Source organism: Metaplanococcus flavidus (genome assembly GCF_042675885.1).
Classification (GTDB): domain Bacteria; phylum Bacillota; class Bacilli; order Bacillales_A; family Planococcaceae; genus Planococcus; species Planococcus flavidus.
Map to the genome: position 1 here is coordinate 56,996 of NZ_JBHTKI010000014.1, position 23,543 is coordinate 80,538.

At 46.3% G+C, this 23,543-nt stretch carries 16 protein-coding genes; 15 read left to right on the forward strand and 1 reads right to left on the reverse strand.

The genetic code is table 11. The annotated features are described in order from the left end of the window. The first annotated feature begins 223 nt into the window (after positions 1 to 223). The 12 genes from ACFQ1X_RS10345 to ACFQ1X_RS10400 all read left to right on the forward strand — a co-directional run bounded on the left by ACFQ1X_RS10345 (position 224) and on the right by ACFQ1X_RS10400 (position 14,925). Complete coding sequence (locus ACFQ1X_RS10345; protein WP_144841172.1) at positions 224 to 694, forward strand: transcriptional regulator; 471 nt, start codon at positions 224 to 226, stop codon at positions 692 to 694. A gap of 605 nt (positions 695 to 1,299) precedes the next feature. Continuing rightward, a complete protein-coding gene (locus ACFQ1X_RS10350; protein ID WP_144841171.1) occupies positions 1,300 to 2,223 on the forward strand; it encodes a S66 peptidase family protein in 924 nt (307 codons plus the stop codon). Between the two features lie 35 nt (positions 2,224 to 2,258). Continuing rightward, a complete protein-coding gene (locus ACFQ1X_RS10355; protein WP_379082438.1) occupies positions 2,259 to 3,110 on the forward strand; it encodes a C40 family peptidase in 852 nt (283 codons plus the stop codon). Positions 3,111 to 3,289: 179 nt separating this feature from the next. After that, the gene (locus ACFQ1X_RS10360) at positions 3,290 to 3,520 is read left to right on the forward strand and encodes a DUF2187 family protein (RefSeq protein WP_144841170.1); all 231 of its coding nucleotides are present in this window, start codon (positions 3,290 to 3,292) and stop codon (positions 3,518 to 3,520) included. Positions 3,521 to 3,703: 183 nt separating this feature from the next. Beyond that, a complete protein-coding gene (locus ACFQ1X_RS10365; protein ID WP_379082442.1) occupies positions 3,704 to 4,396 on the forward strand; it encodes a hypothetical protein in 693 nt (230 codons plus the stop codon). After that, positions 4,380 to 5,687 carry an efflux RND transporter periplasmic adaptor subunit gene (locus tag ACFQ1X_RS10370; protein WP_379082444.1) on the forward strand — a complete coding sequence of 436 codons (1,308 nt, stop codon included), beginning with the start codon at positions 4,380 to 4,382 and terminating at the stop codon, positions 5,685 to 5,687. The genes ACFQ1X_RS10365 and ACFQ1X_RS10370 overlap by 17 nt, the downstream gene beginning before the upstream one ends. Before the next feature lie 1,329 nt (positions 5,688 to 7,016). Continuing rightward, positions 7,017 to 7,289 (forward strand): YhdT family protein, encoded by a 273-nt coding sequence (locus ACFQ1X_RS10375; protein WP_144841650.1) that lies wholly within the window; start codon positions 7,017 to 7,019, stop codon positions 7,287 to 7,289. Next, positions 7,286 to 8,734: a sodium/pantothenate symporter gene (gene panF, locus ACFQ1X_RS10380; RefSeq protein WP_144841649.1), complete on the forward strand. Its 1,449-nt coding sequence runs from the start codon at positions 7,286 to 7,288 to the stop codon at positions 8,732 to 8,734. The genes ACFQ1X_RS10375 and panF overlap by 4 nt, the downstream gene beginning before the upstream one ends. A 71-nt stretch (positions 8,735 to 8,805) precedes the next feature. After that, complete coding sequence (locus ACFQ1X_RS10385; protein ID WP_144841648.1) at positions 8,806 to 9,723, forward strand: DMT family transporter; 918 nt, start codon at positions 8,806 to 8,808, stop codon at positions 9,721 to 9,723. 398 nt (positions 9,724 to 10,121) lie between these two features. Continuing rightward, positions 10,122 to 11,294, forward strand: a complete 1,173-nt coding sequence (locus ACFQ1X_RS10390) for an aminotransferase class I/II-fold pyridoxal phosphate-dependent enzyme (protein ID WP_144841647.1) — start codon at positions 10,122 to 10,124, stop codon at positions 11,292 to 11,294. A gap of 3 nt (positions 11,295 to 11,297) precedes the next feature. Next, complete coding sequence (locus ACFQ1X_RS10395) at positions 11,298 to 12,911, forward strand: M20/M25/M40 family metallo-hydrolase (RefSeq protein ID WP_144841646.1); 1,614 nt, start codon at positions 11,298 to 11,300, stop codon at positions 12,909 to 12,911. Positions 12,912 to 13,947: 1,036 nt separating this feature from the next. Further along, positions 13,948 to 14,925: a nuclease-related domain-containing protein gene (locus ACFQ1X_RS10400; protein WP_144841645.1), complete on the forward strand. Its 978-nt coding sequence runs from the start codon at positions 13,948 to 13,950 to the stop codon at positions 14,923 to 14,925. 996 nt (positions 14,926 to 15,921) lie between these two features. Here ACFQ1X_RS10400 and ACFQ1X_RS10405 read toward each other — a convergent pair. After that, positions 15,922 to 18,009, reverse strand: a complete 2,088-nt coding sequence (locus tag ACFQ1X_RS10405; RefSeq protein WP_144841651.1) for an LTA synthase family protein — start codon at positions 18,007 to 18,009, stop codon at positions 15,922 to 15,924. A gap of 141 nt (positions 18,010 to 18,150) precedes the next feature. Between ACFQ1X_RS10405 and ACFQ1X_RS10410 the strand changes: the two genes are divergently transcribed. Genes ACFQ1X_RS10410 through ACFQ1X_RS10420 form a run of 3 tightly spaced genes read left to right on the forward strand, consistent with a single transcriptional unit; the run spans position 18,151 to position 22,169 of the window. After that, positions 18,151 to 19,098 (forward strand): glycosyltransferase family 2 protein, encoded by a 948-nt coding sequence (locus ACFQ1X_RS10410; RefSeq protein WP_144841653.1) that lies wholly within the window; start codon positions 18,151 to 18,153, stop codon positions 19,096 to 19,098. Continuing rightward, positions 19,076 to 19,504, forward strand: a complete 429-nt coding sequence (locus ACFQ1X_RS10415) for a GtrA family protein (protein ID WP_379082451.1) — start codon at positions 19,076 to 19,078, stop codon at positions 19,502 to 19,504. The genes ACFQ1X_RS10410 and ACFQ1X_RS10415 overlap by 23 nt, the downstream gene beginning before the upstream one ends. Then, positions 19,461 to 22,169, forward strand: a complete 2,709-nt coding sequence (locus tag ACFQ1X_RS10420; protein ID WP_144841652.1) for a YfhO family protein — start codon at positions 19,461 to 19,463, stop codon at positions 22,167 to 22,169. Before ACFQ1X_RS10415 ends, ACFQ1X_RS10420 begins: the two co-directional genes overlap by 44 nt. The last annotated feature ends 1,374 nt before the right edge of the window (positions 22,170 to 23,543 follow it).

Here is a 23,543-nt window from a genome sequence, read left to right on the forward strand (position 1 = left end):
GGGGGCGCGTAAACGGGGAAGGGGAGTTCGCTGCTGGTCAGATTTTTAATGCCGCTTTTTCCGTCAGTATTCACTGTGTTCAATTTATGGCAATTTATAAAAAACCCGGAAAAAAAGGTGGAATATAAGTGGATAAATCTAAGGTTTTTTAGTTACGAAACGAGGAATCTGTGGTATGATTAATTAAACAGAATATTCTAAAATAAGAGAGGGGGGAGCTATGATGTTGCATGTAAAAATGATGAAACCATTCTATACAAAGAAAGAAGACCATCTTGTAAAGTTCGTCTTTGCCTACCAGTACCTCTCAATCATGAAAGATGATGAGCTGTTTCATTTCATCCCGGTTGAAGGCAAGGAAATTGTAGTCAATACGAATACTTTCCAGGTGGAAAATTTATCTGAAGTATTCGTTTTCCAGAAAGGGAACAGGTTTATCCGTCTGCCACTCTATCAGTTATTGCTGGTGTCCGATATCCATATGCATCTCCAGTCAATTCTGCAAGGGGAGAATGCGGGTATCGCCGAGATTCCGGATCAGGCAAAATCTGAAGCGATGGAAGCGATTGAATTCCTGGAGCAAGAAAATTTCAATCGTATGATAGACCACGCACTTGAGTTAAGGGATGAAGTGATGTTCAATGATTTAATGGATCAACAACAGCTTAATGGAGGTATGCCAAGTGAAGCTTGAAGAGAGATATACAATATTTAAACGTGAATAATGACGTCTGCCCGGATAAGATGGGGGAGACGTTTTTGTTTGCCAAAAATTAAGTGCAGCAAAAACCCCCTGTTTCCTGACAATCCGGAAATAGGGGGTTCATGGTTTATAAATATACATAAGTCACCTCTACATCATAGTGAAAAAGTTGACGATCAGCATGACGATTGCTGAGCCAGCGATTCCCAGTGCAAGATCTTCCCATCCCAGTTCCAATGCTTTTTCAAAGTTCATAACAATCCGCTCCTTTTTAGTTTCTATATTCTATAGAAGATCTTGCTTGCAAGTTATAAATCTTTGCTATTTTTATAACTTGTTCTGATTATATGGAATTATCAAATAATTGTCATGATACTATATTACTAAAAATTTTAAATAATTAAAATATAATAAATACCTTAAGATATTGGTATTTAATACGAAGGGTATTATACGTAAATTGGGTACATGTTTTGGGAAGAGAAACCGATAAAAATTCCGCCTGCTTGATGAATGGATGATGCATTGATATATTGAAGGGAAGCAGAACCAAGGGGTCAGTCGATACTATATCTACATAAAAGGAGCAGATACATATGAGAATATTGCCAAAACGGTTGAAACGTGGAGATACTGTTGGTGTGATTGCGCCATCCAGTCCCCCGAACCTTGAGAATTTGAAGAAGGCGTTGCCTTTTTTGGAAGAGCTAGGCCTGAACGTAAAAATGGGCAGTTCAGTGGAAGCGAAGCATGGTTACCTTGCGGGTACGGAAGAAGAGCGGCTGGCGGATTTCCATGCCATGTTCGAAGATCCGGAAGTGGCAGGCATCATCTGTGCTGGTGGCGGTTATGGAGCCGCACGTTTTGCAGAGCAGATTGATTTTGGCATGATTAAGGAAAATCCGAAAGTGTTCTGGGGGTATTCGGATATCACTTTCCTCCACACTGCCATCGGACAATTTGCAGATCTTGTGACTTTCCACGGACCGATGCTTGCTTCTGATGTCGGCAAGGACGAATTTCATGAACGGAGCGGCCGCATGTTCGGCCAATTATTTGCACCGTTCGAGCTTCATTATGATGAAGGCATTTCCACTTTGACGGCCATCGGAAGAGGTGTAGGACAGGGCGAACTGGTCGGCGGCAATTTATCGTTGTTGCGGAGCGGAATCGGAACAAAATTTGAAATCAATACAAAAGACAAGATTTTATTGATTGAAGATACGAATGAGCAGCCCTATGAAGTGGACGAAATTTTGAACCAATTGCGGCTGGCCCGGAAATTCGAGGGACTGGCGGGCATAGTGATTGGTGATTTCAAAAATTCTGAACCGAAAAAACCGGATGAATCGCTCAGCCTCGACCAAGTATTCGACCATTATTTCAAAGATCTCGGCATCCCGGTCGTAAAAGGCTTTAAAATCGGCCATTGCGAACCGCATTTTTCGGTGCCATTGGGTGCGGTGGCGAAACTGGATACTGAGGAAATGACACTGACAATCCTGCCGGGCGTGCAATAAGTACTTGCAGAGTTTCTGAACAAGGAGGAATGGCAATGGTGCTGAAACAATCAGCGGTGTGCGGTATACCGGTGGCAACGGTTTGGAGTTCACCCGATAAAGCGCGCGACGTCGATATGGAAGGTTTAAGCGCAACAGGACGGATCAATAATTGGGTTGAAGCGATGAATATGGATCAGACACGTGACCTTATGGAAAGCGGACGGATTGAAACACAATTGCTATACGGTGAACCGGTTGAAATCGACGTGGTAGTTGATGGCTGGGCGAAAATTGCAGCGCTTTGGCAGCCAAGCGGTAAAGATGAGCGTGGGTATCCGGGGTGGGTGCCTGTTGCTCAATTGAAAGAAGTGGAACTCTTTGAGGAATTTGACTACGCCCGCATTACCGGACGTCATGCCCAGTTGTGGACGCCAGAGTTCAAGCCGCTGACCACTATTTCATTTAACACAAAACTCCCGGTACTGGAAGTGAATGATTTTGTCCGTGTTCAGACGCCGGACGGAGATGCGCTGATTCGGTCCATAGACGTTGAAATCCTAGAGCGTTCCCACGCGAAAACGGGAACAACAGGAGCAGACATCGTCAAAATGGCGGAACAATTTTTAAACCTGCAGTATTTCTGGGGCGGGATGTCGAGTTATGGCTATGATTGTTCGGGTCTGACCTTTAATGTCTTCGGTGCTGCAGGAATTAAAATCTCACGCGATGCCGGAGATCAGGCTATAGAAGGTGAGTCGGTGGATAAAAATTCTCAGACAGATTGGCAGGTCGGCGATCTGTTGTTCTTTGCCGATGACTATGGCCGCGCAGCGGTGCGTCATGTTGGAATCTATTATGGCAATGGAATGATGATCCATTCACCGACAGCGGGGCAAGGCTATTGAAATCATTGAAATCACGGCCATCAAGTATGCGGATGAATTATGTGCGGTGAGGCGTTTTGCCCTTCAACAGGAGAAATAACCGGACTGCCAACTGTGAAGCGGTACTCAAAAGATGATAAATCCACGCTTTTATGATACAATATACAGATATTGTTTCTAAAAGAGAGGCGTGGATAACAATGGCATTTCAACCACATGAAAAAGAAGTATCAGAATTTGTAGCTGCCCGTTATATCGGGGAATGGATATCCTTTACCCGCAATGACGTCGAAGTCAGTGGAACCATATTTAAAATTATGGACAATTCGGTAATTGTTGAAATTTCGCCTGAAGATGCGAAAGAAATTGGTGCACCGTCCAACATGACCGTAATTTCACATAAGAAATATAAAATTGTTGCAGATCAATAAGGATGGAAACTTTCGCACACTGCGGAAGTTTTTTTTTGAAAAATTTCGGTTGCATTGATTGTTGTTGAAATATTATATTGTAAAATGTACCAATTTAAGCATTCCAATGTTCATCAGTTTTTGGTAAAGTAAGGGATGATTACATACGCGGAAATTCAATCGCCACGAAGGGAATAAAGCCATATGATATTTGATTTTAAGTTCTGGCATTATTTCGCCAGACAGGGAGAACTCATACATAATCTTGAAAATTCGGAAATGCGGCATTTCAATAAGAGGCTCGGGTGGCTTTTTGCGTTGGGAGTCCTGCTTTTTGCCGTGCGTGAAATTTGGGGAATGAACACCTCGACACTGACGCCATACCTTATTGCCGGAGATTTTGACACATATACGCTTGCCCGCTGGATATCACTCGCCGGCACTCTTATCTGGGCCGGCATTTATTTGGCTTTCCATACATACGGAGCGGCGTTCCTGTTCAGCCGGATTTTGAAAATCCCATGGCGCGCTGCGTTAGTGATGCAGACTTATGTTACAGCGATTCTTGTCATCGAAAAAGCGTTGCTGTTTCTAATTTTTGCTGTACTCGGCTACACAACTTTTTTGTCGATGTTTTCATTTGGCCCGCTGGCGGCGATGTTTTTTGATCATTCCTTTATCATTCTGACTTTTAACCAGCTGACAATTTTTACATCGCTCATTATTGCCATCCAATACCGTTTCCTCCGCAATTATGTGGAATTTTCACCGAAACTGCTGCTGTTCGGGCTTATCATTCTCCATCTGCTAATCGCAGTGGCGATTGGCGCATTGGACTTTGTGCCAGTCGAGGACATGCTGGAAGGTTTCACGGAAGGAGATGTTCCAGGTGAATAAATACTTTGCAATCGGCTTATCAATTGCCATCACCGCATTTCTGGCGGCGAATGCAATCCTATTGTTCAGCGACAAGAGCCTTGTTCCAAAAAAAGTTTATATCAGTGAATATGAACGTGTATACACGAGCAACTATACTGAAAAACTAGCGAAAGAGGCAGTTACAGCGCCGCTGGGAGCAACGGAAATCTTCATACAGGATTCCGAAGCTGTAGATCAATGGATTATCAATGAAGGCGATTATGTCGAAGCGGGTACTGAACTTGCCCTGCTGAACGAATCGGAAAGTGAAGAACAGCGAGCGATTTGGGAAGCGCAGGAAACAGCGCTGCGCACTGAATTGCTCGAGGTCCAAAACGCTGTGAGAGATCTTGAAACGGCCCGTTCCCGCCAGTCCGGCTCGAGCTCCGACAGTTCGACCGATCGGGATACGGTCACCAATGAAGATGGAGACACCGTTGAACTCGACGTCAATGTTTCATTGGATGTTGAAGTTCCGCAGGATGGCTCCTATGCAGCTGGAATTGCGGAGGCAGAACAGCGCCTCGCAGCGATTGAAACTGAATTGGCCGTCGTTGAAGCCCAATTGGCTCAGAATACGGCCACTCCCGCGCTAATCAGCCCGGTAGAAGGCATTGTCGGAAAAATCGATGCCGGTTCACAACCTATGAGCATTGAAATTTATTCGAGTGAAAAATTATTCATGACTTATGTTATTGAAAAAGAATGGCTCGAAGTCAACGCGGAAGATCGCGTGTTCGTCCACGTCGATGGAATTCCAGAGGCCATGCCTGCCAGAGTGCACAGCGTATCAGAGCTGCCGGCTGACAATTCCAAATGGCTGGAAGCTTACCGCGCCCTCGATCCTGTCGATCAGGCGAACCCGATCGCGATTTACGAAGTTCTCATCATGACGGAAGAACCCATTACGGACGCCGTTCCATATGGCAAAACCGCCAATACTTCCATTATTATCAATGAAGCAACAGATGCTGTCGCCTTAAAAGACGACTGGATTTTTGACCGCTATGACGGCACTGGCAATGTATTTGCACTGGACCAGGATGGATATGCGGTAGACATGCCGATATCCATTGCATTCGGACTGGATGGCAAAGCTATTTTGAGTGATGGTGTGCAAGCCGGGGCAACTGTTGTGGATAATGATTTACTGAGAGAATTCGGATCTGCCCCAATGACCTTCCTGCCATTCCCGAGCATTCAGCCGGACATGGAACATGCAAAAAATACCTATTGGCGCAAATATGTGGAATATCTTTTAGCAAGATAATGAACTTAGACCCGCGAGCGGCTGCTCGCGGGTTTTTGTATAGAATGAATTCGCTTGTTTGGAGGGTGTTTGTCATATAGCGGGGTTTTGCTGACGTATAAACTCATTTAGGTGTCGTATGACGGCGTTTTGTTGTCGTATAAACTCGTAAAGCTATCGTATAGCGGAGTTCACCTTACGCATAGCGAGTTTTACTTAACGTGTCCCTATTTCCTGTGGCTTTTTCCGAACGAACGAAGACCTTTTGATCGGAAAGCAGTCCGCCGCCAGCGGACTGCCCAGTGGGCGGCAGAAGCCGCCCGTCAATACCGGTTTGGGGGTTGAATTGCTTGGGTGGTGGGTTGGTTGTCGTATAACGGGTTTTGTTGTCGTATAAACCTTTATAGATGTCGTATAGCGGAGTTCACCTCACGTATAGCGAGTTTTACTTAACGTATCTCCATTTCCTGCGGCTTTCTCCAAAAGAATGAAGACCTTTTGATTGGAAAGCAGTCCGCTCCCGGCGGACTGCCCAGTGGGCGGCGAATCGCCGCCCGATCAATACCGGTTTTGGGGGGTGAGTTGCTTGGGGTGAGGGTGTGTTGATGGATAGCGGAGTTTTGTTGTCGTATAAACTCGTTTTGTTGTCGTATAAATTCGCTTACCTGCCGTATAGCGGAGTTCACCTTACGCATAGCGAATTTTACTTAACGTGTCCCCATTTCCTGCGGCTTTCTCCGAACGAACCAAGACCTTTTGATTGGAAAGCAGTCCGCTGCCGGCGGACTGCCCAGTGGGCGGCGAATCGCCGCCCGATCAATACCGGTTTTGGGGGGTGAGTTGCTTGGGTGGAGGGTTGGTTGTCGTATAGCCGAAGTTTGTTGACGTATAAACTTGTTTAACTGCCGTATAGCGGAGTTTACCTCACGTATAGCGAGTTTTACTTAACGTGTCCCCCTTTCCTGCTACTTTCTCCGAACGAACCAAGACCTTTTGATTGGAAAGCAGTCCGCTACCAGCGGACTGCCCAGTGGGCGGCGAATCGCCGCCCGATCAATACCGGTTTGTGGGGTGAGTTGCTTGGGATGAGGGTGTGTTGATGGATAGCGGAGTTTTGTTGTCGTATAAATTCGCTTACCTGCCGTATAGCGGAGTTCACCTCACGCATAGCGAGTTTTACTTTACGCGTCCCACTCTCCTGCGGCATTCTCCAAACGACAGAACGAAAACCCGTGAACGGCAAGCGGTCAGCGGCGCTAGAGTTGCCGCCACAATTCATTCCCAGTTTAATACTTTTACTAAATAATGGTATTATAAGAAAATGATAAGTAAAGAAATGGAGTGGGGATGATGAATGAAACGGATTGGCGGTTTAAAATTGCCCACCGGGAAGCTTTAATCGGCGTGGGGCTGGCGCTGTTCAATTTTATCTGGTGGTTCGGCTTCGCATATGGCCTGGGCTCGCGGCCGGTGGAAGAGTATACCTACGTCTTCGGGTTGCCGGCCTGGTTTTTCTACAGCTGTGTCGTAGGATTCCTCGTCATCGCAATCCTCGTGATTGTCATTGTGAAATTCTTTTTTGTGGAAGTGCCGTTTGATGGGGAAGAGGAGGAGAAACGATGAATTATGCTGTGTTGATTCCGATGATCGTTTTTCTCATCCTCATTTTCTTCATAGGCTATTGGTCGAGCCGCAAACTGGCGTCATCGTCGAATTTCATCAGCGATTATTTCCTCGGTGGCCGTGAACTCGGCGGTTTTGTGCTGGCGATGACGATGGTCGCGACATACGGCAGTGCCTCGAGTTTTCTAGGAGGTCCCGGAACTGCTTATACAATGGGTTTCGGCTGGGTGCTGCTGGCGATGACGCAGGTTGTCACCGGCTATTTCGTGCTGATGATTCTCGGCAAAAAATTTGCAATCATGGCTCGCCGTTATGGAGCGGTGACGATGATTGATTTCCTGAAAGCGCGTTACAACAGCAAAGCCGTGGTCCTATTATCTGCGCTCAGCATCATCATCTTCCTGTTTTCCGCCATGGCGGCCCAGTGGATCGGCGGCGCGCGGCTGATTGAATCGCTGACTGGCTTGTCCTATAATTCAGCGCTGTTCCTGTTTGCCGTCAGTGTGCTGGTTTACGTCACGATCGGCGGTTTCCGGGCGGTTGCGCTGACGGATGCCGTGCAGGGAGCAGTGATGCTGGTCGGAACGGCAATCCTTTTGATCGCGGTCATTATTACGGGCGGCGGCATTCCCACAATCGTCCAGGATTTGATCAATGAAAACCCGAATCTCGTGACACCATACGGAGCGGAAGGCGATTTATCCGCAGCTTACGTATCATCTTTCTGGATACTCGTCGGCGTCGGTGTTGTCGGGTTGCCGCAGATTGCGGTCCGGGCAATGTCCTATAAAAATTCTCGCTCGATGCACCGGGCGCTCATCATCGGAACGCTCGTCACCGGCATCATCATGCTCAATATGCACCTCATCGGTGTCTTCGCGCGTCCAATTCTGCCGGGCATCGATGTCGGCGACAAAGTCATTCCGCTGATTGCACTCGAAACCTTGCCGCCGTGGCTCGCGGGAATCGTCCTTGCTGCACCGATGGCGGCAATCATGTCGACGGTCGATTCGCTATTGCTTATTGTCAGCTCATCGATTGTCCGTGACGTCTATTTGAATTACATAAAACCGGAAGCGGAATTGAAGACCATCAAACGCATTTCGTTCGGCGTAACGGCCATGCTCGGAATTGGCGTCTTCCTGTTGGCACTTGATCCGCCGGATTTATTGATCTTCCTGAATTTATTCGCGTTCGGCGGTTTGGAAGCGGCGTTCGTCTGGCCGATTGTGCTCGGGCTCTACTGGAAATGGGGCAATAAATACGGAGCCATCGCGTCGATGGTGACGGGAATCGGCACATATGTCGCGCTGCATTTTTATAATCAGGCGTACGGCAACCTGTTCGGCGTCCATACCGTGACGTTTCCGGTGCTGCTGTCGCTCGTGGCGTTCATCGCATTCAGCCTGCTGATCGGGCGGAAAGCTTATGATTATTCGGTGTAGTCATTTACTTTCCCAGCAACAGAGCGTAAAATGGATGTTTATTACGAAATCCGAAAGAAGGCATGACTGGGTTGAAACAATGGAAAGTATATCTGATCCTGACCGGCGTCATGATCGTTTGGGGATTTAATCTTGCAACAGTTAAATACATGGTGGAATTCGTCGGTCCGGTGACTTTGACGACATTCCGGATTCTCGTCGCTGGGATATCAGTTTTCATCATTCTTGCCTTTTTCCGCCTGTTGCGCTGGCCCACCCGTGTTGATTGGAAATACATATTACTAGGGTCGTTATTGAACGTCGTCTCACATCATTATTTCCTGTCGAATGCATTGACCTTGACTACTGGCACAAATGCCGGGTTGATTCTCGGCACGGGTCCGATGCTGACGGCGGTGCTGGTGGCGCTCATCATGCGCAACTATCCGTCGCGGCTGCAATGGCTCGGCGTCGTCATCGGCCTGGCCGGTGTCGTTCTCACGGTGCGCGTAGGCAGCGGCCCGACAAGTGGCATGAATATCGGCGATCTCTTCGTCTTCATCTCGATCCTGACGCAGGTGCTGAGTTATATCGTCATTGCCAATGCCTCGAAAAACTTGGATCCCCGGCTGATGACGGGCTATATGTTCATCATCGGCTCCGCCGTGCTGTTCTTAATCTCGCTCGTGCAGGAACCGGGCGGCATAGCGGCATTTGCGGAAGTTCCGCCGATATTCTGGTTCGCCTTCCTGTTCTCGGCTGTACTCGGCACATCCGTCGGGCATATGCTCTACAATTATTCGATCGGCCAGGCGGGTCCGACAAAAGCGGCGATCTTTATGAACCTCAACACTTTGTTTTCACTGATCGCGGCGGCCATCATTTTAAATGAAACCATTCTGCCCGGCCACCTGGGTGGCTTTGTGCTGATTGTGATCGGCGTCCTTTTCGGCTCAGGAGCCGCAGAAGACCTTTATGCAAAAAGAAAGAAACGGTTCAGCACCCGCTGAACCGTTTTTTCTTGTTCTTATGCACATTATTATTTAAGATGAAGAAGAAAAGACTTTATATATGTTGAATTAAAGAATCAGCTTTTTATATACCGCTTCGGCGCTCTGGACAAAGCTCCTGCAATAAGCCGAGAAGACCGCTCGTCTTTTGCTCCGTCGGCATTCGCCTGCTCCTGGAACGCGCCGGCGCTAGGCGACACCTCGATATGGAGCAAAACAGCGCAGACGCCCAGGGGACCAAGCGAAGGGCTGAGATCCACTCGGGCGAAGTGAAACGAGACCGAGTTAGCTCAGCGCGAGCCTCCAGGCAAGCAAGCTGTTTTGCGGAATATCGAATACTTTGGATTTATTACTTCAATGTATAATAGAAGAAACTAATGAATGGATCGGAGATTATTATGACTTTAACCCTTAATCCACGGGCGGAAGCCCTTGTTATTTCCGGTATCCGCCAGTTTTTTAATCAGCTGGTGGATTACCCGGATGCCATCAACCTGACAATCGGCCAGCCTGATTTTCCAACGCCGGAAGCGGTGAAGCGAGCAGGGATGGACGCAATTGCAGCCAATAAAACAAGTTATTCCCATAATGCGGGGCTGATCGAACTGCGCCAGGAAGTGGCTTCATTTTTCAGCGACAGTTACGGGCTTGCTTATGACCCGCAGACGGAAATCATCATCACGAACGGTGCCAGCGAAGCGCTCGATTCTGTGCTCCGGACCATTATCGAAAAAGGCGATGAAGTCATTATTCCGGCTCCGTGCTATGCGGGCTATGTGCCGTTAGTCGAGCTGAACGGCGGGAAAGCGGTGCTCCTTGATATCTCGGACACCGGCCTGGTTCCGGATCCAAAGCGTTTGGAAGCGGCCATTACGGACAAAACGAAAGCGGTGCTGTTCAATTTCCCTTCAAATCCAACTGGGGTCAGTTTGAATAAAGAAGAGACAGAAGCGCTGGTTAAAGTATTGAAGGAGCATGAAATCTTTGTCATTGCGGATGAAATCTATTCTGAAAATGTCTTTGAGGGGGAACATATTTCATTCGCGTGCTATAGCGAAATCAAAGACCGGACTTTCCTCGTGCACGGCTTGTCGAAATCACATTCGATGACGGGCTGGCGGATGGGCTTTTTACTCGGACCGGAACGATATACGAAGCATATTTTGAAAGTGCATATGTACAACACGGTGTGCGCGTCCTTGCCAAGCCAGCATGCGGCGATTGAGGCGTTGCGCAACAACCGCTTTGTGCCGGATGAAATGAACGCGGCCTATAAGATGCGGCGTGATTATGTATACGGCAAATTAGTGGAAATGGGCTTTGATGTCGTCAAACCGACCGGCGCATTCTACATATTTCCTTCCATTGAGAAATTCGGTATGTCTTCCTTTGACTTCGCCACGCGCCTGTTGAAAGAAGGTGGAGTGGCCGCAGTGCCGGGTTCGGCTTTTACTGAACACGGCGAAGGTTTCCTGCGCATTTCGTATGCCTATGCGATGCCGACACTCGAACTGGCGATGGAGAGGATAGCCAATTGGCTGAAAACTGTGCAAGTGACGGAAAGGGGATAAGTTATGGACTTATTATGGGGAACACCGGAGAAATTACAGCAATTGCTTTGTGAAATGGTCGGCTGGAACAGTATCACACTTTCAGAAGGGGAAGTGGAATTCGCTTATAAACTGAAAGATAAGTTGGAACAGATCCCTTATTTCCAGAACAATCCGGAGAAGATCTATCTCGGTGAAGTCAATTGGGATCGCCAATACGTCACCGCTTTATACAAACATCCGGAAGCGACCGACACGATTGTCCTTATGAGCCATTTTGATACCGTTCAAACCGGGGAATACGGTGATTTGGAGCCACTCGCCTGCAACCCGCGTGAACTGACGGAAGCAATGAAAGGGATTCGAGGGGAGCTGGACGAATATGCTCAGGCAGACCTCGATTCGGGTGAATATTTGTTCGGCCGCGGCACGATGGACATGAAAGCGGGTCTCGCGATGCATATGGCGACGCTCGAGAAAGCCGCTGCCAATGAATGGCGGATCAATCTCGTGTTATTGTCCGTGCCGGATGAGGAAGTCAATTCTGCCGGTATGCGCTACAGCGTCAGCAAATTGCTCGACCTTGAACGCGAATACGGACTGGAATATATTTTATTCCTTAACGGCGAGCCTTCATTCGCGCAGCATCCGGGTGACCAGGACCATTACATCTACAGCGGATCGATCGGCAAAATCATGCCATCCGCCATGTTCTACGGCAAAGAGACGCATGTCGGCGAACCGTTGTCGGGCATAACGTCAAGCTATATTTCGACGTATCTGACACACCGCATGGAATGGAATCCCACATTCAAAGAGACGGTCTACGGCGAAACGACGCCATTGCCTGTAACTCTGACGCAACGTGATATTAAGGAGTTCTATTCAGCGCAGACGCCGTACCGCACATTTGCGTTGTATAATGTCTTCACGATGGAGCATAGTGCCGAACAAGTTTTTGACTTATTCGAAAAGGTCGCGGAAGAAGCGGCAGCGCATTGCATGGAAGATTATATGGTAATGTGCAACAATGAAAACATTGAACCGGTCGGTGTAATCAGGGTCATGCGTTACGAAGACCTGGTGAAATACGCGCTGGATAAATTTGGAATTGAGTATTTCAACGACCTGATCCGGGATACGCTCATGCATCCGGAATGGGACGTTCGCGAAAAGTCGATGCATATCACAGACATCCTGCTGGTCAATTGCCAGGAACTGACGCCGGCGATAATTATCATGTTCGCGCCGCCATATTATCCGGCGGTCAACTCGTCAGAAGACGAACTGGTCAAACGCTGCATCGGGCAAATCAAGGAAAACGCCATGGCAAAATTCGGCCATGAACTCAATCAGATCCATTACTTCAATGGTATTTCCGATTTGAGCTATGTAAATTATGGCGAACAGAAAGACGGTTGGATCACCTACGAAGCCAACACGCCGGTTTACGGAGATGCCTACAGAATCCCGTTCCAGACGATGAAGCAATTAAAAGCGCCGGTTCTCAACATCGGCCAATTCGGCAAAGATGCCCACAAACGTACCGAACGCCTCCACATCAAAAACGCATTCGAGCAGATGCCGGTACTGTTGGAGGAAATGATTTTGTCTATACCAGTAAAGAGCCGCCTGTGAGGGTGGCTTTTTTCTGTGGGAGATGTGAGGGATAAGGGGTTATGTGTGAGGGAAACTCCGCTATACAGCAGCTAAACGAGTTTATACGACAACAAAACCCGGCTATACGACAACAAATCGCCGCTATCCATCAACACACCCACCACCCAAGCAACTCAACCCCCAAACCGGTATTGATCGGGCGGCGCCTGCCGCCCACTGGGCAGTCCGCCGGGAGCGGACTGCTTTCCAATCAAAAGGTCTTCGTTCTTTCGGAGAAAGCCGCAGGAAATGGGGACACGTTAAGTAAAACTCGCTATGCGTGAGGTAAACTTCACTATACGGCAGCTAAACGAGTTTATACGACAACAAAATCCCGCTATACGACAACTAATCCTCCACACCAAGCAGCTCAACCCCAAACCGGTATTGATTGGGCGGCGCTCGCCGCCCACTGGGCAGTCCGCCGGGAGCGGACTGCTTTCCAATCAAAAGGTCTTCGTTCTTTCGGAGAAAGCCGCAGGAAATGGAGACTCGTTAAGTAAAACTCGCTATGCGTGAGGTAACCTTCGCTATACGACAACAAAACGAGTTTATACGACAACAAATCGCCCCTATCCAACAACACACCCACCACCCAAGCAGCTCAACCCCCAAACCGGTATTGATCGGGCGGCTTCTGCCGCCCACTGGGCAGTCCGCCGGGAGCGGACTGCTTTCCAATCAAAAGGTCTTCGTTCTTTCGGAGAAAGCCGCAGGAAATGGGGACTCATTAAGTAAAACACGCTATGTGTGAGGTGAACTTCGTTATACGACATCTATAAAGGGTTATACGACAACAAAACGAATTTATACGACAACAAATCGCCCCTATCCATCAACACACCCACCACCCAAGCGAATCACCATAATCTCATATAAGTTAAATGTCAAAAAAACATCATACATCACATAATATCAGACACAAATCTCATTTTTGAGGTTATATGAGCTCTCAAATTTCATATTTGGATAAATATGGAATAATCTGAAAATCTATGCTACTATTGATAGAGGGGTGGCTGCTATAATTATCAAATTCCGCAAGAAGCCGGCTAAAATTGAGGGATATGAAGCATTGTTGAAAAGGTTGCCGCTATACCATCCAAAACAGGAACTTGTTGAAGATTTTCTCAAATCCAGCAAAGCCGGCTTTGGTGGAGAAGAACGGCTGGACCAGTTGATGAAATATTTTAGCCCGGATTATCCGTATTTAATTATCCAGGACTATTCGATTTCCTCGAGCATGGAATTGCAGGTGGATACGATTTTATTGACCCAGTCCTGCATCATCCTATTAGAAGTAAAAAATATTTCGGGGCGGCTTCGATTTACGCTGAATCCCAGTACGCTCCGCCAAACGACGGCGTCCGGCATCGAACGCGGTTATAAAAGTCCATTGGTTCAGATGGAAATGGCAAAGTGGAAATTTGCAAATCTGTTAAAAAGCATCGATATTTCCTTGCCAGTTCATGCATTTCTGGTGATTGCCTATCCAAACCAGATCGTCGAAGACTCGCCGCCTGGTTCGATAATCTGGAGCGCGGACGAAGTAATGATCCGGTTGCAGAATTTCAAAATGCCGCCGGAAATCATCTCCATTGACGAAATGCATAGGCTCGGCCAGCAATTGCTGAGTCTCTATTCAGAATACAATCCGTTTCCGCTTGCACCGAAAATTGGTATCAATCCTGATGAAATAAAAAATGGCGTATTTTGTCCAGCGTGCGAAATTACGAAAATGAATAAAATCAAACGCTCCTGGAAGTGTGAAGGTTGTGGATTGACAAATCCTGAGGCGCATCACCAGGCACTTCATGAATGGTTCATGTTAATAAAACCCAGCATTACAGTAGCTGAATGTAAAGATTTCTTAGAGTTGGAGCATCTTTCCTCAGCAAGGAGAATACTAAGCCATCCCTTCTATAAAAAGGCTTCCGACAGTAAGGTGCGGCGATATTATATGGACAAGCATGTGGGCATTCATGAAAAATGAATGTCTTTTTTTTGCGTGGCGACATGCTGCAGAGGCGTATATATTAGGTTGAAGTGGTTATGCGTGAGGCAAACTCCGCTATACGGCAGCTAAACGAGTTTATACGATAACAAAACTCGGCTATACGACAACAAAACTCGGCTATACGACAACCAACCCACCACCCAAGCAACTCAACCCCCAAATCAGTATTGATCGGGCGGCGATTCGCCGCCCACTGGGCAGTCCGCCGGGAGCGGACTGCTTTCCAATCAAAAGGTTTTCATTCTTTCGGGGAAAGCCGCAGGAAATGGGGATATGTTAAGTGAAACTCACTATGCGTGAGGTAAATTTCGCTATACGGCAGGTAAGCGAATTTATACGACAACAAAAAGCCACTATACGACAACAAAACGCCGCTATCCAACAACTAACCCCCAGCCCAAGCAACCCAACCCCCAAACCGGTATTGATCGGGCGGCGCCTGCCGCCCACTGGGCAGTCCGCCGGAGCGGACTGCTTTCCGTTCAAAAGGTCTTCATTCTTTCGGAGAAAGCCGCAGGAAATGGGGATATGTTAAGTAAAACTCGCTATGCGTGAGGTGAACTCCGCTATACGGCAGGTAAGCGAATTTATACGACAACAAAACGAGTTTATACGACAACAAAACTCCGCTATCCATCAACACACCCTCACCCCAAGCAACTCAACCCCCAAACCGGTATTGATCGGGCGGCTCCCGCCGCCCACTGGGCAGTCCGGCCGGGAGCGGACTGCTTTCCAATACAAAAGGTCTTCAATCTTTCGGAGAAAGCCGCAGGAAAGGGGGATACGTAAAGTAAAACTCGCTATAGGTGAGGCAAACTCCGCTATACGATAGCTAAACGAGTTTATACGACAACAAAACGCCGCTATACGACAACAAAACCCCGCTATCCGACAACTAACTACCCCCACCCAAAAACCACCACACCCGAAAAAAACCGGCAGGCGCATAGAAGCGCCTGCCGGTTGGGGTCAGTTTTCCAGTTCCAGGATATTGGTTTCTGTAAGGATTGTACCGTTGGTGTCGATGATTTTTGCCTGAATCTCGCCGGTTGTGTCAGCGTTTGGCAAAGTAGCTTTTAATTCGCCTTCGTTAAAGCTGGTTTCAAGCTGTTCACCATTGACGAACACTTTTGTGAAGCGCGTCAGGTGATCACCTTGAACTACAGCGAAAGCCTGGCCTTCCTGATTCACTTTTTCAACCGACTTGATAGCCGGAGCAGAAGCTCCTAAGCGGAAATCCTCATTGCTTTCCGCCACGAATGATTCATCATATTTGCGGCCAAATAAAGCATCATATTGAAGTAATTGATAAGAGTTGTAAAGCTCCGAATCGAAATCTATCTGGTCCAGGAAATCTTTGCGGGGGAACAGTCCGTTTCCAGAATTAAGTGCTTCATTTTGCAGGTTGGTTAACGATGTTCCTTCCAAACCGCTTTTCGCAAGAATATAGGCCGGCAAATAAGCTGGAGAAATTGTCAGATCCTCGCGTTCTTCTGAAAAATTATCCCATATAAGCAAGGGGGCTGAATATTTTTTTAAATAGTCCTCGTATTCACTGTCATCGAAGAAGTAATTGGCTTCGCGATAAACCTGGTCATTGGCCCCGAGCAGTGGAAGATGATCGCCGAAGTATACGACCATTACATCTTCATCTAATTCCTCGAAAGACTCAATCATCCGTTGAAGCTCGAGATCCATTTGCTGAATATTGTCGCTGTAAAACTCCAGGATGTTTTGTGAGCTTTCGCTTAACTTGCCATCCGCTTCCTTCATTTCCACTTCGATTTCAGCATAGTCCTTTTTCATATTGTCTACATAGGGACCATGATTTTGCATCGTAACCGCAAAAACGAAGTTTGGTTTATCGGCATTTGTAATTTGCTCGATTATCATGTCATTGACTTCACGGTCGCGATAATATTTGAAATCGACAACGGGATCAGTGATGAACTCGAGAGGGATGAACTGGTCAAATCCGATATTCTTATAAACACTGTTGCGCTGATAGAACCAATTATAATAGGAATGTATGGCGGTCGTTTCATAACCTTGTTCTTTCAATAGACTCGGCAAAGCCTGTACGGGTTTCTTCATATAGAACTGATAAGGAATTGAACCGTCCGGCAAATAGTTCATCGAAAGACCGGTAAGTGCTTCGAATTCGGTATTGGCTGTGGAACCGCCAAAAACAGGAGCCAGAATATCTCCGGATGTATGCTCTTCAGACAATGAATGGAAATATTCAAGCGGGTCTTTATTAAATGAAATCGAATCCATACGTGTAGGATCCCAGAAAGCTTCACTCATGATCATAACGATATGAGGCTTTTTGCCGTCTTTTTCATACGGTTCTTCACTGTATCGTTCAGTAAGTTCAGCAATTTTTTGTTCATTATAATCTTCTGGTGGATCGATTGAGAGCCACTTCAAATTTCGTGTGAAGCCCATGACAAATCCGTTCATCTGATAGTTTTTTGCCTGGTTATAGTCGATGGTATCAATGTGGTATTGGCTGCGGATAGCTGACTCGGATGCCTCCACTTCCTGGTAATATATGTAAGTGAACATTGAGCATGCCAAAATGCCGATCACTACACGATGCCAATTCCACGTTTTCTCTTTCGGCATTTTTATGATGGCATAGATAATAGCAGCCAACAGCAGAATTATGATAATTCCACCTGTGACGATCTGCCACATGGGAGTTGCTGATAAATAACTTACCATTGTACTTGCTTCAGAGATCAGCAGCATGTCCGCAGGGATAAGTGGATCTCCTCTGACAGTCAGTTTGACTTTATTGGCAACGGAAAGAATGATTGTCAACAGACTGAATACAAGGGACAATAAAAGGAATATTTTCCTTTTAAATATATGAAAGATAAAGAAAATAGACAGGAAAAACACATAAACAAGTGTGAATTCATGATATTGCGTTTTTACCCATTCGGGCATTGCCGAAAAACCCCTGTAAATCCCTTCGACAATAAATAACAACAGAAATGCATAAATTGGTATTGCAATATATGGCAGCAAGTAAACCACTACTTTTTTCATAGTTCCGACTTCCCCATTTCACTAATAATATTTATTTTAACCTTTTTTGATAAGAAAATTTGATGCATAGTACATTTTACAATTTCTATCATGTAAAGTAAAATGAGAATTTAGAGAAGAAATTAGGAAGGATTGACTGTGTTGCAATTTTCTATTGTTATACCATGCTTCAATGAAGAGAATAACATCCGCAATTTTCAGCTGGAAATGCAGAAAGTGATGGGACAATCTTATTCATATGAGCTTATTTTTATAAATGATGGCAGCCGCGATAAAACTGAACACGTTTTACGGGAACTATCCGAACAGGAAGAACATGTTTTCTATATATCATTCAGCCGAAATTTTGGAAAAGAGGCAGCGATGCTTGCCGGATTGGAATTTGCCAAAGGGGATGCCGTAATCATAATGGATGGCGATCTCCAGCATCCGCCGTCATTGATTCCCGAAATGATCGGTAAATTCGAAGAAGGGTACGACCAGGTGATTGCGAGAAGAAACCGTAAAGGTGACTCTTTTGTGCGCTCGGGTCTTTCCTCACTTTATTACCGGTTGATCAACTGGTTTGTGGAAGTTGAATTGGAAGATGGCGTGGGGGATTTCCGTTTGCTGAGCAGGAGGGCAGTCAATTCACTGTTATCGTTAAAAGAATACAACCGCTTTTCCAAAGGGCTTTTCGCCTGGATCGGATTTAAGGAGTATATTATCGATTACGAAAATGTCACGAGGGAAGACGGGACGAGCTCCTGGACTTTTCCAAAGCTTTTGAACTACGCTTTTGACGGTTTGTTGTCCTTTAACAACAAGCCGCTTCGCGCGTCCATCTACATCGGCCTTACCCTGACCGCGGTTTCAATACTATACGTCATAGTCATGCTTATCCAAGTTATCTTCCGGGGTGTCGATGAACCCGGTTATTTCACGCTGATTTCAGCAATTCTCCTGGTTGGAGGCGTCCAGTTGACCTTCCTGGGCCTTATTGGGGAATATATAGGAAGGATCTATTATGAAACAAAAAAGAGACCGCATTATCTTATCAATGAAACCAATATGGAATCTTCCACTTTTGAAAAACATCCAAAATACTGAACTGGCCGGCCAGATATTCCGGTTCGTGTTGGTCGGTTTATTGAATACAGCAAATTATTATGTGTTGTACCTTTTCTTTGTGCATATTTGTTCACTGCCTTATATGGCAGCCCATATATCCGCTTTTCTCATCAGCATGGTGGGATCGTTCTATTTTAATTCTTATTTCACTTACAAAGTGAAACCAACATTAAAGAAATTCCTCCAGTTTCCACTGACTTATGTGGTGAATATTACCGTGTCGAGCGCGGCTTTGTTCCTGCTGGTGGATCTCATGAATTTCAATGAAAACATCTCACCTCTAATCGCGCAGGGCATTACTATCCCTGCTACTTTTTTCGTTTCAAAAAAAGTGTTGACACATGACAAAGCAAAAGGTGAACTCCGTGAACATATTGGACAATAAATTCATTAAACTGGCTTTAACCTATATTTTCTTTCTGCTGGCAGCTTTCAGCATGCATTCCTATTTTATCGTCTCCGGTGCGGACTTTAATGAAAACTGCTGTGACTCTGTCAAACAGGTATCCCATTTCTATCCATTCCTCCAACGTGAATTTTTAGATGGAAATTTTTTCTGGTCATGGAGCAATGGGCTTGGGGGAGATCTGCTTGGCGGCTTTTCCTATTATTACTCGACTTCCCCTTTTTTTTGGCTGACATTGCCTTTTGCTGCTGCATTCGACAGCCTGGAAGGAGTATTCGATGCACGCTTGATCATCAGCGCACTGAAAATGTTCCTGACTATGGTTTTCATGTTTCATTTCCTTCGTTGCCTGAAGCTTTTCAGATCTTCTGCTATTATAGGCAGCCTGGTATATGGAGGATCGGTATTCTTCATGTTCCATTCACTGCGCTACGATTTTATGATCGACGGTATGATCTATCTGCCGCTTCTTTTGTGGGCGTTTGAATACGCCATTGAAAAAAAGAAAGGGTGGGTTCTGATAGCGGCTGTGTTTTTGGTCGCAACTTCGAACTTTTACCTGGCGTACATAAACAGTCTTTATCTTGGAGTGTATGTGCTTCTTAAATATAGTTTAATGGAAAATAAATCAATCAAAGGTTTTTTCAGCTTTATACTGCGTTTTGGGCTCGCTTATGCCAGTGGACTATTATTGGCCGCGTTCGCATTTTTGCCTGCCGTATACTCATTCCTGAATGTTGACCGTTTCTATTACGAGGAAGCGGTTCCTGCCTTTTTCGATTCGTGGTTCTATAAGAATCTCCCATATCGGCTATTGTTCATGAATGACCAACCAAGTATTTTTATGGCGGCATTTCCCGCTTTGATCATCCTGCTTGTACCGCTCGGTTTTCTTTTGAGAGATAAAATCTTTCAAAAACGGTTCTTGTTTTCGCTGCTATTCAGCCTGCTGGTCTTAATCCCTTTCAGCTATTCACTTTTCAATGGGCTGTCGGCGATGCAATTTCGCTGGCTCTATCTATTCATGTTTACAGGGGCGTGGATGAGCGCACAGATTTTCGATATGATGTTAAAGGGCCATTTCAAAAGACACTCCAGCTTTTTGCTGGCCGGAATTCTTCTATTGGTTACGGCGGGGGTATATTTTAAAAGGGAATTAACCGGCCAAGTAGTGGAAGATCGTGATTTGATTATGCTGGGGTTCATGGCGCTATTCACCTTATTATTGATTGCACTCATCGAAATTTCCGGAAAAACGGTCAAACTGCTCATCACATCGGCAATAGTTTTGCTGGTCCTATTGAATGGCATCTATATGAATAGCTTTATGCTGAAAGATTTCCTGGGAGACGCTGCCGTCCTGAAACAGCATCAGGAGGAAAAGCTGGCGTCTTATGGCACACAGGAAGAAATAGAATTGATCGAAACCATCAAACGCGAAGATGATGGTTTCTACAGAATCATGTGGGATCATCTGCGCGAACAAAATGCTCCACTTCTGTTGGATTATAAAGGTTTTAGCGCCTACAGCAGTTTGATGGCGGGTAATGTCCACCGGTTCATGAAACAGGATTACAACGTGCTGCACTGGAATAGTCCAAGCCTGTATCAGAATCTCGATAACCGTCTTTACCTTGAAACTGCATTGGCCAATAAATACTTTATCAAGCCAAAAGACACCTGGTTCAAACCGTTTGGCTTCACTCATCAGTTTTCAACTGAAAATTACGAAGTGTACCAAAACGATTATTTCCTGCCAATCGGCTATCTGGTCGACACAGTCGTTACCGAAGAGAAAATGGAAACGATGAATTTTGCTGAAAGGGACCAGCTTCTCTTGCAGGCAGCTGTTGTTGATGAAGGGCAGGCAGACAATCTCCCGGAATTCGCGGTTGAAAATCTGACTGTGGAAGAAAGAATGCTGTTGGTCGAGGATTTAGTAATGGAAAACATCACAATCGATGAAAATAATATGTTAATAGTGGGGGATGGAGCATCATTGACCTTCAAAAACCCATGGCTTGATCAGCCCGGAGAAGTGATGATGGAATTGAAAATAAAAGAAACTTCTAAAAAACGTTTCAAAGTGGCTTCAAGTTATAAAACCTTTACCAATAATGGTGAAGGAACAGTCTATAACTATCCTCGTGAACAGATTGTCATTAATTTGGGCAATCAGCTATCCAATGAAAATCTCAGGTTCACATTGACACCTGGAACCTATGAAATGGAAGAATTATTGCTGACTTTCAATCCATATACGAGTTATCCTGAAATGGTAAACGATGCGAAGCAGCAAAGTATGGAAAACATCACTTATACCGGCCGCAGCGTCCAGGGAACGGTGGATGCCGAGACTGAAAGCATGCTCTTCTTGTCTGTGCCGTATAGTAAGGGTTGGCAGATAAAAGTTGATGGAGTTGCAACAGAAGCACTGGAAGTGAATTCCGCGTTTATAGGAGTACCGGTTTCAGCTGGTGAACACCGAGTGGAATTGCTTTATACAACACCGTACTTCAAAGCTGGACTTTGGATATCAGTTCTCACATTAATAGCGCTCCTGGCTGGCTATATTTGGATTAGAAAGGGCACTCTAAATAGAAGAAGAAATAATAGAGCGCATTACGAAGAGAAAAATTTATAACCGTAAAATATAAATCCTCCCTGTAAATAATATTATGGGGAGGATTTTTCTGTTGAAAAGTAAGGGGTATTGGTTATGTGTGGGGGGAATTTCGATATATATGGGAGGTAACCTCCGCTATACGGCAGCTAAACGAGTTTATACGACAACAAAACGCCGCTATACGACACCAAAAGTCGGCTATACGACAACACCGCCCCACCCAAGCAACTCACCCCCAAACCAGTATTGATCGGGCGGCGCCTGCCGCCCACTGGGCAGTCCGCTGGCGGCGGACTGCTTTCCAATCAAAAGATTTTTCTTCTTTCGGAGAAAACCGCAGGAAATGGGGAGACGTTAAGTAAAACTCGCTATGCGTGAGGAAAACTTCGCTATACGGCAGGTAAAAAGGGTTATACGACAACAAAAAGCCGCTATACGACAACCAACCCCTCCACCCAAGCAACTCAACCCCCAAACCGGTATTGATCGGGCGGCGCCTGCCGCCCACTGGGCAGTCCGCTGGCGGCGGACTGCTTTCCAATCAAAAGGTTTTCGTTCTTTCGGAGAAAGCCACAGAAAATGGGGACTCGTTAAGTAAAATTCGCTATGCGTGAGGAAAACTTCGCTATACGGCAGGTAAAAAGGGTTATACGACAACAAAACGCCGCTATACGACACCAAAAGTCGGCTATACGACAACACCGCCCCACCCAAGCAACTCACCCCCAAACCAGTATTGATCGGGCGGCGCCTGCCGCCCACTGGGCAGTCCGCTGGCGGCGGACTGCTTTCCAATCAAAAGATTTTTCTTCTTTCGGAGAAAACCGCAGGAAATGGGGATACGTTAAGTAAAACTCGCTATGCGTGAGGAAAACTTCGCTATACGGCAGGTAAAAAGGGTTATACGACAACAAAAAGCCGCTATACGACAACAACACTCCACTATATGACAACCAACCCTCCACCCAAGCAACTCAACCCCCAAACCGGTATTGATCGGGCGGCGCCTGCCGCCCACTGGGCAGTCCGCCGGGAGCGGACTGCTTTCCAATCAAAAGGTTTTCGTTCTTTCGGAGAAAGCCACAGAAAATGGGGACTCGTTAAGTAAAATTCGCTATGCGTGAGGAAAACTTCGCTATACGGCAGGTAAAAAGGGTTATACGACAACAAAAAGCCGCTATACGACAACAACACTCCGCTATCCAACAACACCCCCTCCACCCAAGCAACTCAACCCCCAAACCGGTATTGATCGGGCGGCGCCTGCCGCCCACTGGGCAGTCCGCCGGGAGCGGACTGCTTTCCAATCAAAAGGTCTTCGTTCTTTCGGAGAAAGCCTCACAAAAAGTAGACACGTTAAATAAAACTCGCTATGTGTGAGGTAAACTCCGC